This is a genomic window from Promicromonospora citrea (assembly GCF_013004695.1).
Taxonomy (GTDB): domain Bacteria; phylum Actinomycetota; class Actinomycetes; order Actinomycetales; family Cellulomonadaceae; genus Promicromonospora; species Promicromonospora citrea.
On record NZ_JABEMG010000041.1, the window covers coordinates 1 to 15000 of the forward strand.

Consider the following 15000-nt stretch of genomic DNA (forward strand, 5'->3'; position numbering starts at 1 on the left):
ACGTCGAGACCGTGCCGCTCGCCGGCGACTGGCCCGCCGAGCTGGTCACCCGGTGCGCCCGCGGCGCCGTCGTGGTCGCCCTGGAGCCCCGGTCGGCCGTCCTGCGCTGAGCGTCGGCCGGAGCATCGACCGGCCGAGCGCCCGCCGCCCGGCCGTCAGAGCGCGGCGGCGAGCGCCCGCCCGGTCGTGCGGCCCGTGAACAGGCAGCCGCCCAGGAACGTGCCCTCCAGGGCGCGGTGCCCGTGCACGCCGCCGCCGCCGAAGCCGGCGGCCTCGCCCACGGCCCACAGCCCCTCGAGCACCTCGCCCGACGGCGTCAGCGCGCGGCCGGTCTCGTCGCACCACAGGCCGCCCAGGGTCTTGCGCGTCAGCACCGTGAGCCGCACGGCGAGCAGCGGGCCGTCCTGCGGGTCGGTGAGCGGGCGCGGCGGCGCGACGCGGATGGCCTTGTCCACGATGAAGTGCCGCGCGGCCGCCGTCGCGACCACCTGCGGGTCCTTGCCCAGTCCCGAGGCCACCTGGGCGTCCCGGGCCGCGATGAGCGCGGCGAGCGAGCCGCCGTCGATGTGGCCCTGGGAGCCGGGCGTGGCCTCGGTGAGGGCGTTCATCCTCGCGGCCAGCTCGGCGGGGGTGTCGGCCCAGAGGAACTCGTCGGACCGCTCGGCGAACGTGCGCACCGGCACCGACCGTCCGCGCACGCGCTCCAGCAGCAACGGCACGGACTTGCCGGTCAGGTCGGGGTTCTGCTCGGAGCCGGAGAGGGCGAACTCCTTCTCCATGATGGTCTTGTTCAGCACGAACCAGGAGTGGTCGTCGCCGCGCGTGGTCACGTGCCGCAGCGCGCCCAGGGCGTCGAAGCCGGGGAACAGCGGTCCGGGCAGGCGGTTGCCGTCGGCGTCGAGCCAGAGCGACGACGGTCCGGGCAGGATGCGGATGCCGTGGCGCGTCCAGACGGGGGAGTGGTTGGCGATGCCCTCGGGGTAGTGCCACATGCGGTCCTCGTGCACGAGCGCGGCCCCCGACGCCTCGGCGACACCGAGCAGCAGCCCGTCCGTCGAGTCCGGCACGCCCGACAGCATCCGGTCCGGCAGTCGTCCGGCGTCCGCGGACCAGCGTGCCCTGGCCAGGTCGTGGTTCGCGCCGATGCCGCCGCTCGCGACGACGACGGCCTGCGCCGACAGCTCCACCTCGCCGGTCACGGTGCGGCTGGAGGGCTCGCCGCGGCCGGCGGCGTCGTCGGCCAGGATCTCGGCGCGCACGCCCGTGACGCGGCCGTCGGTGACCACCAGCTCGGTCACGCGGTGGCGGAACCGCAGGTCGAGCAGGCCCACCCGGTTCGCCTCGTGCGCCGCGGCGACGAACGGTGCCACGACGGCGGGGCCGGTGCCCCACGTGACGTGGAACCGCGGTACGGAGTTGCCGTGCCCGCCCGCCGGGTAGCCGCCCCGCTCCGCCCACTGCACGAGCGGGAACCAGCGCACCCCCTTGGCGTGCAGCCACGGGCGCATCTCGCCCGCCGCGAACTCCACGAACCCCTTGGCCCAGCGGTACCCGAACCGGTCGGGGCCCTCGCCGTGCTCGGCGCCGGGCGTGAACTGCGCCGACCCGAGCCAGTCCGCGAACGCCAGGTCGAACGAGTCCTTGACCTTGAGCCGACGCTGCTCGGGCGAGTCGACGAGGAACAGCCCGCCGAAGGACCACCACGCCTGCCCGCCCAGCGAGGCCGCCGGCTCCTGGTCGAGCAGGAGCACGCGCCTGCCCGCGGCGGTCAGCTCGGTCGCCGTCACGAGGCCGGACAGGCCCGCGCCGACGACGATCACGTCGGCGGCGGTGCCGGACGCGCTGGTGGACTCGCTGTTGGACGCGGAGTCAGTCATGAGCGCACTGTAACCACGTCCCGGGCGGTGCGGTGAGGACGGCGGGGCAGGTCCGGGGTGAACTACGTACGCCCCGGCGAGAGCAGCACCTGCATGCTCAGCGGGTCGACGGTGGACACCGACCGCGGGCCCTCCTCGTCCGCCGGCACGTGCGGGAAGTCCCAGCCGGAGTCCCAGACCAGCTCCCACGGCGCGTCGTCGTCACCGCGCGGCGGGAGCGTGGCCTCGACGTCGCCGAACCCGCCGTTGAGCACGAGCAGCACGTCCGCGTCGCCCCGGACCGGCCCCGGGCGCAGCATCTGCAGCACGCGGCGGCCCGGCTCGTTCCAGGTCTCCGGCGTCATGAGCTCGCCCGACTCGGCGTACCAGAGCAGGTCCGGGTCCGACTCGTGCGGGCGTGGCGAGCCCAGGTAGAACGAGTCGGCCCGCAGCGCCGGGTGCTCACGGCGCAGACGCAGCAGGTACCGGGTGGTCTCCAGCAGGTCCGTCGCCGCCTCGTCGAGCGCCCAGCGCAACCACGAGGTCTCGTTGTCCTGCACGTAGGCGTTGTTGTTGCCGCCCTGGCTGCGGCCCAGCTCGTCGCCCGCGGTGAGCATGGGCGTGCCCGCGGCCAGGAGCAGCGTCCCCAGCAGGTTGCGCTGCGACCGGCGGCGCGGCGGCACGAGGGCCTGCCACGGCTCGGTCGTCGCGTCGTCGCCCGAGGGGGTGTGGCCCTCGATGCCGTGGTTCCAGGACAGGTTGTTGTCCGTGCCGTCGCGGTTGTCCTCGCCGTTGGCCTCGTTGTGCTTGTGGTCGTAGGCCACGAGGTCGGCGAGCGTGAAGCCGTCGTGCGCCGTCACGTAGTTCACCGACGCAACCGGGCCGCGCACGAGCGGCGGGTCGCCCGGGCCGAACAGGTCGGCGCTGCCGGCCAGCCGCGTGGCCAGCTCGCGCAGCCCGCGCATCTCCTGCCCGCGCACGCCCTGCTTCGGTGCCTCGAGCCAGAATGTGCGCGCCGCGTCGCGGAACCGGTCGTTCCACTCCGCCATGGGCGGGGGGAACGAGCCCGTCTGCCAGCCGCCCGGCCCCACGTCCCACGGCTCGGCGACGAGCTTGAGACCCGACAGCACGGGGTCGGTCTGCAGCGCGACGAGGAACGGGTGGTCGGGGTCGAAGCCGACGGTGCCGCGGCCCAGCGTCACCGCGAGGTCGAACCGGTAGCCGTCGACGCCCACGGTCTCGGCCCAGTAGCGCAACGAGTCCAGGGCCATCTGGATCACCCGCGGACGCCGGAAGTCGAGCGAGTTGCCCGTGCCCGTCACGTCGGCCAGGGCGGCGGGGGAGGCGCCGTCGTGCAGGTAGTAGACCGGGTTGTCGAGGCCGCGCCAGGACAGGTGCAGGCCGTCGTCGCCGCCCTCGCAGGTGTGGTTGTAGACCACGTCGAGCAGCACCTCGATGCCCGCGTCGTGCAGCAGGTGGACCATGCCGCGGACCTCGTCCAGCACGGCCTCCGCACCCTGCTCCTGCGCCGCGCGCGTCGCGTAGGCGGCGTTGGGCGCGAAGAACCCGAGCGTGTTGTAGCCCCAGTAGTTCGTCATCCCCTGCGCGGCGAGCCGCGGCTCGGCGACGCTCTTGTGGATCGGCAGCAGCTCGAGCGTCGTGACGCCGAGGCTCGTGAGGTGCTCCACCACGGCGGGGTGGGCGAGGCCCGCGTACGTGCCGCGCAGCTCGGGCGGCACGTCCTCGCGCAGCATCGTCAGCCCGCGCACGTGGGCCTCGTAGATCACCGTGTCCGCCCACGGCACGCGCGGCCGGGTCAGGGGAGGGGGCGGCGGCAGCGGCCCGACGACGACGGAGTGCGGCACCGACGCGAGCGAGTCCGACTCGTCCGGGGGGCCGTAGGGGTCCCCGAGCCACAGGCCGGGGCCGTCGCCGTCGTCCCGCCGGGTGGAGACCGAGCCGATCACCTCGGACCCGTAGCGCAGCCGCCCCGCGAACCCGCGCGCGTACGGGTCGGCGAGCAGCTTGGCGGGGTTGTGCCGCATGCCGGCCCCGGGGTCCCACGGCCCGTACACCCGGAAGCCGTACCGCTGGCCCGGCGCCACGTCCGGCACGTGCGTGTGCCAGACGCCGTACACCGGGCCGACCATCGGCACCCGGCGCTCGGCGTACCGGCGCGGGTCGTGCTCGTCGCGGGACGGGTCGGTCACGTCGATGAGGCACAGGTCGACGGCGGTCGCGTGCGAGGCGAGCACCGCCGCGTCGATCCCGCCGTCGGGCGTGACGTGCACGCCGAGCGGCGGGACGTGGCTGCGTCGCGCCGTCGGGCGGACGAGCGGACGCACCACCGGACGGGGCACCGGATCGCCGGGGAGCCGCTGCGGCTCGGCTTCTCGTGACTGCACCATGTGACCAATCGTTGCAAACCCACCTGCGGACTCGGTCCGTGCCACACGGCCCGGCGTCGTACGGTAACCCCATGCGCATCGTCGTCACCGCAAAGTACGTGCCGGACATCAGTACCGAACGAGGCTTCGCCGACGGCCGCGTCGTCCGCACCGCCGCCGAGGGCACCCTCAACGAGCTCGACGAGAACGCGATCGAGGCCGCGCTCCAGCTCGTCGAGGCCGGGCGCGCCTCCGGCGCGGTCGGCGCCGACGAAGGCGAGGTCGTCGTCGTCACCATGGCGGGACCCGACGGCGACATGGCGCTGCGCAAGGCCTTCCAGCTCGGTGTGGACCGCGGCGTGCGCGTGACCGGCGACGAGCTGGCCGGCTCCGACTACTTCGGCACCGCCGCCGTGCTCGCCGCCGCCGTGCGCCGTCTCGGGCAGGAGGCGCCCGTCGACCTCGTCGTGACCGGCATGGCCGCCCTCGACGGCCTCGGCTCCGTCGTGCCGACGCTGCTCGGCGCCGAGCTCGGGCTGCCCACCCTCAACCTCGCCAAGAAGGTCGAGCTCGCCGACGGCGTCCTGACCGTCACCCGCGAGGTCGACGACACCACCGAGGTGCTGTCCGCGCCGCTGCCCGCGGTGCTGTCCGTGACCGACGGCGCCAACTCGCCGCGCCTGCCCGGCTTCAAGCTCATCATGGCCGCGCGCACCAAGCAGATCGAGGTCTGGTCGCCCGCCGACCTCGGCCTCGCCGCCGACGCCGCCGGCACGGCGGGCGCCCGCACCGAGGTGCTCGTCGCCGCCCCGCGGCCCCCGCGCGCCGAGCCGGAGATCGTCACCGACAAGGGCGAGGGCGGCATCGCGCTGGCCGACTACCTGATCCGCAACGACCTGGTCCGACCGGCCGAGGAGACACGATGACCCACAGCAACCGGACCGTCCTCGTCCTGCTCGACCCGGCCACCGAGGTGCGCCCGAGCGCCCTCGAGCTGCTCACCCTCGCCCGCGACCTGGGCCGCGTCGAGGCCGTCACGCTGGAGGCCCCCACGGTCGAGGTGCTCGCCCAGCTCGGCGGCCACGGTGTCGAGACCGTGCACCAGGCAGAGCTGTCCCGTGACGGCGAGTGCGTCACCGGCGACGAGCGGCACCTGCCCGCCGTCGTCGCGGCCGCCCTGGCCGCCGCCGTCCGTCTGACCGACGCCGACGTGGTGCTCCTGCCCACCTCGTTCGCCGCCAAGGAGGCGGCGGCGCTCGCGGCTCGCGACCTCGGGGCCGGCCTGGTCATCGACGCCGCGTCGGTGCGCGAGGCCGACGGCCGCGTCGTGGCCGGCAAGCGCGTGTTCGCCGGCGCGTGGGACACCGAGTGCGCCGTGACCACCGACGTGGCCGTGGTGACCGTGCGGGCCAACTCCGTGGTGGCCCGGCCCGCGCCGGCGGCCGTCGAGCCCGTCGTCGAGGGGTACGCCGTCGAGCTGGCGCCGTCGCCCGTGACGCTCGTGTCGCGCGAGGTCAAGGCCGACACGAGCGGCCGCCCGCCGCTGGACCAGGCCGCGGTCGTCGTCGCGGGCGGGCGCGGCACCGAGGGCGACTTCGGTCCGGTCGTCGAGCTCGCGGACGCGCTCGGCGCGGCCGTCGGCGCGTCGCGCGACGCCGCCTTCGAGGGCTGGTGGGACACGTACGTGGGCCAGACCGGCGTGACCGTGGCGCCGCGCCTCTACATCGGCGCCGGTATCTCGGGGGCGCCGCACCACCGGGGCGGCATGCAGGCCTCCCAGGTCATCGTGGCCGTGAACAGCGACCCCGAGGCGCCGATCTTCGAGATCTGCGACTTCGCCGTGGTCGGCGAGCTCGCCGAGGTGCTGCCGCAGGCGGCGGCGGAGATCCGCAGGCGCAGGGGCTGAGGGGAGCCCGGCTGGGCGGGAGCGGGGCAGCCCGGCCTGCGTGGTGAAATGGGTGGCATGGAGCCGTTCGTGTCCGGGAAGGGCGGGCTGGAGCCCGCCGAGCGGCGGCGCACCGCTCGGCACCTGCTGCTCGACGGGTTCGGCGTCGCCGCACAGGAGCGCCTCGCGGCGTCGCGCGTCGTCGTCGTGGGCGCGGGCGGCCTCGGCTCGCCCGCCCTGCAGTACCTCGCGGCGGCGGGCGTCGGCACGCTCGGCGTGATCGACGACGACGAGGTCGAGCTGTCCAACCTGCAGCGCCAGGTGCTGCACACGGCGTCCGACGTCGGTCGCGCGAAGGCCGAGTCCGCGGCCGACGCGCTGCGGGCCCTGGCGCCCGACGTGACCGTCGTCGCGCACCGCGAGCGCCTGACCCGCGAGAACGCCGCCTCGATCCTGGACGGGTACCACCTGGTGGTCGACGGGTCGGACACCTTCGAGACGCGGTACGCGGTGTCCGAGGCCGCTGCGGCGCTCGGCCTGCCCGTCGTGTGGGGGTCGGTGCTGGGCTGGGACGGTCAGGTGAGCGTCTTCTGGTCGGCGGCGCCGGACGGGCGAGCGATCACGTACCCGGACGTGTTCGGCCCGCAGCCGCCCGAGGGCGAGTCGTGCGCGACGGTCGGCGTGCTGAGCCCCGCGTGCGGCGTGGTAGGTGCGACGCTGGCGGTCGAGGCGGTCAAGGTGCTCACCGGCACGGGCGACGCGGCGCTGGGCCGGCTGCTCGTGTACGACGCGCGGACGTCGGCGTGGGACACGATCGTGCTGGCGGCGCCGGCGCAAGATCGAGGGGCGGCGCCGGAGCCGGGTGCGGGCACGAGCGGCGCCGGTGGCCCGGGCGCTCGTGGTGGGTCCGGTCCGGAGGCGGATCGACCCGCGGGGGCCGGACCCGAGGCGGAGACCGTCGCCGGGCCCTTTCCTGCCTCCGCCGCAGAGGCCGCCGCCGAGGCCGCCGCTGCGGGGGTCCTGCTGCTCGACGTCGGCCTGGTCCCCGGCGCCGTGCCCGGTGCGGTGCACGCGCGCCTGGAGGACCTGGCGGCCGGCGTCTTCCCCGACGCGCTGCTCGACCACCCGCTGGACCGGCCGGTCGTGGTGGTCTGCGAGCGTGGCCTGCGCTCGCGCGGCGCGGAGCAGCTCCTGCGGGCCGAGGGCTGGCAGGACGTCACGAGCCACGCGCTGCTGGCGGGCCGGCCGGCCTGACGTCGGCAGTCCGTCCGGCCCTGCTCGCCGAGGGACCGGTCTCGGGGCATCCTCGGAGGAGAGCGCCTGGCGGACACCTGCCGTTCACCCCGCCGTACCGGCGCGGTCGCGGCAGGGACACCGGCCGCTCCTAGGTTGACGACGACCAACCCCCCGCTCGGACCGGAGACCCTCCGATGACGATCGCTCCTGAGAACCGCCCGCTGCTGACCGTGCACACGACGGTGCACACCCACGCGCGTGGCAAGCGCAGCCCTGTGACCTGTCGCCTCAAGTGCAACGACGCCTGCCTCCACCCCGCGCCGAACGAGAGCGCCAACGAGTACTTCAAGGACGTCGTCGGCGCCGTGCTGTCGCGCCGCGCGATGCTGGGCACCCTGGCCGTGGCCGCAGGTGCCGTGGTGATCGGCGCCCAGGCCGTCGGGGCGCCGTCCGCCGCGGCGGCGACGCTCGCCGAGGGTCGTCTCCCGGCGCACCGGCCCGGCCACGGGCACGGCGGCCGCGGCCTCGCGTTCGGCGCGATCGACCCGCAGCCGGTCGACGTCGACGCGCTCGTCGTGCCGGACGGCTACCGGTGGGACCCGATCATCCGGTGGGGCGACCCGATCCTGCCCGGCGCCCGCGCGTTCGACCCGCACCAGCAGTCGCCCGAGCAGCAGGCCAAGCAGTTCGGCTACAACTGCGACTACCTCGACATCCTGCCGTTCCGGCCGGGGGCGAAGGACCGCGGTACGCGCGGCCTGCTCGTGTCGAACCTCGAGTACACGAACGCCGAGATCATGTTCCCGCCGACGGAGAAGTACTGGGACCTGGCCGAGGACGGTACGCGCAGCAAGAACGCGTACGCCCGCGCCATCGAGCGCGCGGCGCACGGCATGGCCGTGGTCGAGGTGCGGCGTCGGGCCACGGGCTCGCCGTGGGACTACCAGCGGATCAGCGCGTACAACCGGCGCATCCACCTGGGCACGGAGTTCGTGCTGGACGGGCCCGCAGCGGGCTCGGACCTGCTCAGGACGGCGGCCGACCCGACCGGCCGGCGCGTGCTGGGCACCATGAACAACTGCGCGGGCGGCACCACGCCGTGGGGCACGGTGCTCTCGGGCGAGGAGAACTTCAACGGCTACTTCGTCGCGGCGGGCGTGAACCCGGCGGCGGACGCCCGGTACGGCCTCGGTACGCAGACCAGCTACGGCTGGGAGCAGGACGAGCCCCGGTTCGCGCAGTCGGCCGGCTACGAGAACGAGTCCCACCGGTTCGGCTGGGTCGTCGAGGTGGACCCGTACGACCCGCACTCGACGCCCGTGAAGCACACGGCCATGGGCCGGTTCAAGCACGAGGGCGCCAACGTCACGCTGTCCCGCTCGGGCCACGCGGTGGCCTACATGGGTGACGACCAGGCGTTCGACTACGTCTACAAGTTCGTGTCGCGCAAGCGCGTGGCCCAGGGCCACTCGCGGTGGGCGCGGGAGCACAACAAGACGCTGCTGTCGGAGGGCGACCTGTACGTCGCGAAGTTCCGTGGGGACTCGCCCGCCGGCCAGATCGACGGCTCGGGCGCGCTCCCGGCCGACGGTGCCTTCGACGGCACCGGCGAGTGGATCCCGCTGGTCAGGAACAACCGTAGCCGGGTGCCCGGCATGTCGGTCGAGGAGGTGCTGGTCTGGACGCGGCTCGCGGCGGACAAGGTCGGCGCCACCAAGATGGACCGCCCGGAGGACGTGGAGATCAGCCCCGTGACGGGCCGGGTCTACGTCGCGTGCACCAACAACTCCGGCCGCACCCCCGGCAACGCGACCGAGGGCGCCACGGAGCCCAACCCGCGCGACCGCAAGGTCGTCGGGGGCGTCACGACGAACGGCAACCGTGACGGCCACGTGGTCGAGATCGTCCCGGTGGGCGACCAGACCTCGACCCGGTTCACGTGGAACCTCCTGCTGGTGGCGGGCGACCCCGCCGTCGAGGGCACGTACTTCGCGGGCTACCCGCGCGACCGGGTCTCGCCGATCTCGTGCCCCGACAACCTGGCGTTCGACGCCGAGGGCAACCTCTGGATCTCGACGGACGGCGCCCCGAGCTCGTCCGCGATCGGCCGCTGCGACGGCCTGTTCAAGGTGCCGGTGGCCGGGCGCGAGCGCGGGCACGTGCAGCAGTTCCTCTCGGTGCCGTCCGGCGCGGAGACCTGCGGGCCCGTCGTCGACTCGCGTGACGGCATGGTCTACGTCAACGTGCAGCACCCGGGCGAGGACGGCACCTACGAGGCGCCGGACTCGTTCTTCCCGGACTACGTCCCGGCCGGCCGCCGCCCCGAGGCGGGTGACTTCCGCGGTCCGCGGCCCACGGTGGTCCAGGTCTACCGCACCCGCTGAGACCCCGCTGAGACCCCGCTGAGACCCCGCCGAGACCCCGCCGGGTGCGGGATCGTCGCCCTCCTGGCCTCCGGGAGAGGGCGAGCATCCCGTGCCCGGCGGGAGTCGGGACGGGGTAACGGTTCGGTGTCAGGACGACCTTCCGGTTCGTGGGCACGCTAGGTTGCGGGCGTGTCGCACACCGAGCCGTGGCCGGGCCTCGTCGAGGACGCCCGCCACTACCCGTCCCCGCACAACTCGCAGCCGATCAAGCTGCGGCCCGTGGACGGGACCACCGCGGAGATCTTCTACGACCTGGACCTCGGCCTGCCTGCCGAGTCGTTCGGCATCCCGTTCGGGCACGTCTGCGCCGGGGTCTTCCTGGAGTCGCTCCGCACGGTCGCCGAGGGGCACGGGTTCGCCGTCACCGAGCACCTCGACCGCGGGGAGATGGACTTCTCCAGCACCGACCGCCTGCACCCGCTGGGCACGGTGAGCCTCACGCCCCGCCCGGTCACCCCGGAGGCGCAGGCCCGGCTCGAGCTGTTCTGCGCCCGCCGCACCTCGCGCCGCCCCTACGACCGGCGCCTCGTGCCCGACGACGTCGTGGCCGCCGCCGCGCGCACCGCCGCCGAGGCGGGGCACACCTTCCGCACGACCGCCGACCGGGGCACCGTGCGCCGGCTCGTGCACATCAACCAGGCGACGCTCTTCTCCGACCTGCGCAACGACGCCGTCTACGAGGAGATCATGACCTGGCTGCGGTTCAGCAAGGACGACGCACGGACCCGCGCCGACGGCCTCAGCGCCGAGGCCATGCTCATGCCCGGCGGGCTGCTGCGGTTCGCGATGTCGCACCGCGGGCTGTGGGACGCGCCGGTGGTCGGCGCGGCGATCCGCGGCATGTACCTCAACACCATGCGCGGCGTGCGGCAGCTCGGCTGGCTGGAGGGCCCGTTCGGCGGCCCGGCGGACCACATCGAGGCCGGCCGCACCTTCATGCGGCTCTGGCTCGACCTCACGGCCCACGGCGTGCGGCTGCACCCGTTCGGCACGGTGATCACCAACCCCGGCTCGCACGAGGCGTTCGCGCGCGAGGTGTCCGCCGACGAGAGCGGCGACCGCATGGCCTGGATGCTGTTCCGCTTCGGGTACAGCAGGACCCCGCCGGTGGCGCACCGCCGTCCGGCCTCCTCGATGCTGATCGGAGCCGCGGCATGAAGCGCCTGCTCGCGTTCGCGCTCGTGGGTGTCGTCGACGCCGTCGTGCGCCCCCTGACCCACAGCGTGCACACCCACAAGCTGCTCCTCGGGCCCGGCATCGAGCCCCTGCGCTGGTGGCTCGGCCGGCTGCGCGCCTGGCGCACGTTCCACATGGCCGCGCGGCGCGTGCCCGCCTACGGGGCGTTCCTCGCCGAGCAGGGCAGCGACGGGCGGCTGCCCCGGGCCCGCTCGCTGGCCGAGGCGTTCGCGGGCGTGCCCGAGATGGACAAGGCGTCGTACGTGAAGCGGTGGAGCATCCCCGAGCGGTGCGTCGACGGGCGGCTGCCGCGGCGCGGGGTCGTCGTCGACGAGTCCTCCGGCAGCTCCGGCACACCGACGAGCTGGGTGCGCGGCCGCGAGGAGCGCGCGGCCACGCGGCAGCTGCTCCAGGTCGGCTTCGCCCGCACGGCCGGGACGCTGACCAGGAAGCCGTTCGTGCTCAACGCGTTCTCCCTCGGCGCCTGGGCGACCGGCATGAACGTCTCCGCCTCGCTCACCGAGGTCACGATGATCAAGTCCTGCGGGCCGGACAAGGACAAGATCATCGACACGATGCGGGAGTTCGGGACCGGGTACACCTACATCATCACGAGCTACCCGCCGTTCCTGAAGTCGCTGTTCGAGGACGACCGGCTCGACTGGGCCGACTACGACATCGTCGCCGCGTTCGGCGGCGAGGGCATCAGCGAGAACATGCGCTCGCACATCCTGCGCTACGCGCACAGCGCCTTCGGCTCCTACGGCGCCAGCGACCTCGAGATCAACCTCAGCATCGAGACCGACTTCACGGTCGCGCTGCGACGCGCCGTCGCGCAGGACCCGCGCCTGTCCGAGCGTCTGACCCGCAGCGCCGAGTACGGCGTGCTGCCGATGATCTTCCAGTTCAACCCGTTCGACTACCTCATCGAGACGAACGACGCCGGCGAGCTCGTCGTCACCATCGCGCGCGACCGGAACATCAACCCCCGCATCCGGTACAACATCCACGACCGCGGCCACGTGACCCGCATGCGCGACGTGCTGCCGGTCCTGGAGGAGCTGGGGCACGACGCCGTCGTCGCCGAGAAGTTCCTCGACCTGCCCCTGCTGTTCCACTACGGGCGCTCCGACCTGTCGGTCGACTACAACGGCGCCGTCGTCGGGCCCGACACGCTGCGCGACGTCGTCCACAGCAGCCCCGAGCTGCTCGAGGCCGTCGAGAACCACCGCCTCATCAGCTACGAGGACGACCGCGGCGACCGGCAGCTGCACGTCGCACTGCAGCTCTCGCCCGGCGCCACGGAGGCGGGCGACCTCGACCAGGAGCGGTTCCGGACCCTGGTCGCCGACGAGCTGCGCCGCCGCAACACCGACTTCCGCAACGGCGTCCGCACCGCGCCCGACGGCACCCTGCCCACCATCGCGTTCTACGCCCACGGCACCGGCCCGTTCACCGCGGACGGCGGCACGCTGAAGAACGAGTACGTCTGGCAGCTCGGCGCCGACGAGGTCGGCCGGTGGGACCTCGACCTGTCGCACGTGTTCACCCGCGAGTGAGCATCGCGCGTCTCACAGGCCGGGAAGCGATCCGGACCGCGCGACGTTCGTAGACTTGATGACCGTGACCACGTCCCCCGAGCCCGACGGCGCCTACCTCGACCACGCCGCGACCACGCCCATGTCGGCGGCGGCGCTCGCGGCGTTCGTCGCCGAGGCGCAGCGCACCGGCAACGCCTCGTCGCTGCACTCGGCGGGCCGCGCGTCCCGCCGCGCCGTCGAGGAGGCGCGGGAGACGGTCGCGCACGCGCTGGGCGCCCGGCCGAGCGAGGTCATCTTCACCTCGGGCGGGACCGAGGCGGACAACCTCGCGATCAAGGGCATCTTCTGGGGCCGCCGCGCCCAGGACACGCGCCGCACCCGGGTGCTCGTCTCCGCCGTCGAGCACCACGCCGTGCTCGACCCCGCGTTCTGGCTCGCCGGGCACGCCGGCGCCGAGATCGTGCTGCTGCCGGTCGACGGCGAGGGCCGGCTCGACCTCGACGCCCTGCGCGCCGAGCTCGCCGCCCACGGCGACGAGACCGCGCTGATCAGCGTCATGTGGGCCAACAACGAGGTGGGCACGATCCAGCCGGTGCGCGAGGTGGTCCGCGCCGCGCGCCACTACGGCATCCCCGTGCACACCGACGCCGTGCAGGCGGTCGGGCAGGTCGAGGTCGACTTCACGGCCAGCGGCGTCGACGCCATGACGATCAGCGGGCACAAGCTGGGCGGACCGACCGGCGTCGGCGCCCTGCTCGCGCGGCGCGACCTCGCGCTCGACGCCGTCCTGCACGGCGGGGGGCAGGAGCGCGGCGTGCGGTCCGGCACCCTCGACACCGCGTCGATCGCGGCGTTCGGCGTCGCCACGCGGCACGCCGTCGACTGCCTGCCGAAGCGCGCCGCCCGCCTCACCGCGCTGCGCGACGACCTGGTCGCGCGCGTCCGCGAGGCCGACCCGCAGGCCGTGCTGCGCGGCGCCGACCCGGCGTCCGGCGACCGGCTGCCCGGCAACGCGCACTTCACGTTCCCCGGCGCCGAGGGCGACTCGCTGCTCTACCTGCTCGACTCCGCGGGCGTGCAGGCGTCGACCGGCTCCGCCTGCCAGGCCGGTGTGCCGCAACCGTCGCACGTGCTGCTCGCCATGGGCGTGCCGGAGGCCGAGGCGCGCGGCGCGCTGCGCTTCACGCTCGGCGCCACGTCCACGCCCGCCGACGTCGACCGCCTCGTCGCGGCGCTGCCCCAGGTGGTCACCCGGGCGCGCGCGGCGGGTCTCGTCTCGGGCCGCGCGCTGGGGAGCGCGTCGTGAGGGTGCTGGCCGCCATGTCGGGCGGCGTGGACTCCGCGGTGGCCGCCGCGCTCGCCGTCGAGGCCGGGCACGACGTCGTGGGCGTGCACATGGCGCTCTCGCGCGACCGGGACCAGTTCCGTACCGGCTCGCGCGGCTGCTGCTCGATCGAGGACGCGGGGGACGCGCGCCGCGCGGCCGACGTGCTGGGCATCCCGTACTACGTGTGGGACCTGTCCGAGCGGTTCGAGGACACGGTCGTGGCCGACTTCCTCGCCGAGTACGAGGCGGGCCGCACCCCCAACCCGTGCGTGCGCTGCAACGAGCACATCAAGTTCGAGGCGCTGCTCGACAAGGCGACGGCCCTCGGGTTCGACGCGGTCGCGACCGGCCACTACGCCCAGATCGTCACGCGCGAGAGCACGGCGCCCGACGGCGGCGTGCGCGCCGTCCGCGAGCTGCACCGCTCGCCGAACGACGCCAAGGACCAGTCCTACGTGCTGGCCGTCGCGGGTCCCGAGCGGCTCGCGCGCGCGATGTTCCCGCTGGGCGGCTTCGCCACCAAGGACGAGGTGCGCGCCGAGGCGGCCCGCCGCGGCCTGTCGGTCTCGGCCAAGCCCGACTCCTACGACATCTGCTTCGTGGCCGACGGCGACACCCGCGGCTTCCTGCGCGACCGCCTGGGCTCCCGCCCGGGCGAGGTCGTGGACGTCGAGGGCCAGGTCGTCGGCGAGCACGACGGCGCGTACGCGTTCACCGTCGGGCAGCGGCGCGGCCTCGCGCTGGGCCGCCCGGCCGCCGACGGGAAGGCCCGGTACGTGGTGGACGTCCGGCCCGCGACGAACACCATCGTCGTCGGGCCCGCCGAGCTGCTGAGCGTGGACCGGATCGCGGGGGAGAAGGCCCTCTGGTTCGACGACGTGCTGCCCGGCCCCGCGGGTGCGGGCGCCGTCGCCCCCGACGCCGACGGCTGGTTCGACGCCGAGGTGCAGGTCCGCGCGCACGGTGCGGCCGTCCCGGCGCGGGTGCGTGCCGCCGGCTCCACCGACCTGGAGGTCGCGCTGACCGCCGGCCCGCTGCGCGGCGTCGCGGCCGGTCAGTCGCTGGTGGTGTACCGGGGCACGCGGGTGCTGGGCCAGGCGACGGTCGCCCGGTCGTGGCGCGCGCGGTGACCTGCCGGCTCATCTGCCGGTAACGCAGCGGAAAAG

10 protein-coding genes are annotated in these 15000 nt (G+C 74.5%); 8 read left to right on the forward strand and 2 right to left on the reverse strand.

The features are described from left to right. Positions 1-155 precede the first annotated feature (155 nt). Complete coding sequence (locus HLB15_RS10185) at positions 156-1877, reverse strand: FAD-binding dehydrogenase (protein ID WP_171105210.1); 1722 nt, start codon at positions 1875-1877, stop codon at positions 156-158. A gap of 62 nt (positions 1878-1939) precedes the next feature. Next, positions 1940-4264, reverse strand: a complete 2325-nt coding sequence (gene glgX / locus HLB15_RS10190; protein WP_171105212.1) for a glycogen debranching protein GlgX — start codon at positions 4262-4264, stop codon at positions 1940-1942. 71 nt (positions 4265-4335) lie between these two features. Between glgX and HLB15_RS10195 the strand changes: the two genes are divergently transcribed. The 8 genes from HLB15_RS10195 to mnmA all read left to right on the forward strand — a co-directional run bounded on the left by HLB15_RS10195 (position 4336) and on the right by mnmA (position 14964). Next, positions 4336-5169 (forward strand): electron transfer flavoprotein subunit beta/FixA family protein, encoded by an 834-nt coding sequence (locus HLB15_RS10195; RefSeq protein WP_171105214.1) that lies wholly within the window; start codon positions 4336-4338, stop codon positions 5167-5169. Next, entirely contained in the window at positions 5166-6149 is a 984-nt protein-coding gene (locus HLB15_RS10200; protein WP_171105216.1) for an electron transfer flavoprotein subunit alpha/FixB family protein, read from the forward strand. The genes HLB15_RS10195 and HLB15_RS10200 overlap by 4 nt, the downstream gene beginning before the upstream one ends. Positions 6150-6206: 57 nt before the next feature. Beyond that, the gene (locus HLB15_RS10205) at positions 6207-7382 is read left to right on the forward strand and encodes a HesA/MoeB/ThiF family protein (protein WP_171105218.1); all 1176 of its coding nucleotides are present in this window, start codon (positions 6207-6209) and stop codon (positions 7380-7382) included. Positions 7383-7558: 176 nt separating this feature from the next. Further along, positions 7559-9748 carry a PhoX family protein gene (locus HLB15_RS10210; protein ID WP_171105220.1) on the forward strand — a complete coding sequence of 730 codons (2190 nt, stop codon included), beginning with the start codon at positions 7559-7561 and terminating at the stop codon, positions 9746-9748. Positions 9749-9919: 171 nt separating this feature from the next. Further along, positions 9920-10948 carry a hypothetical protein gene (locus HLB15_RS10215; protein WP_171105222.1) on the forward strand — a complete coding sequence of 343 codons (1029 nt, stop codon included), beginning with the start codon at positions 9920-9922 and terminating at the stop codon, positions 10946-10948. After that, a complete protein-coding gene (locus HLB15_RS10220; RefSeq protein WP_171105224.1) occupies positions 10945-12525 on the forward strand; it encodes a phenylacetate--CoA ligase family protein in 1581 nt (526 codons plus the stop codon). Before HLB15_RS10215 ends, HLB15_RS10220 begins: the two co-directional genes overlap by 4 nt. A gap of 58 nt (positions 12526-12583) precedes the next feature. Next, the gene (locus tag HLB15_RS10225) at positions 12584-13813 is read left to right on the forward strand and encodes a cysteine desulfurase family protein (protein WP_171105226.1); all 1230 of its coding nucleotides are present in this window, start codon (positions 12584-12586) and stop codon (positions 13811-13813) included. Beyond that, positions 13810-14964, forward strand: a complete 1155-nt coding sequence (mnmA, locus tag HLB15_RS10230; RefSeq protein ID WP_171105228.1) for a tRNA 2-thiouridine(34) synthase MnmA — start codon at positions 13810-13812, stop codon at positions 14962-14964. Before HLB15_RS10225 ends, mnmA begins: the two co-directional genes overlap by 4 nt. Positions 14965-15000: the final 36 nt, after the last annotated feature.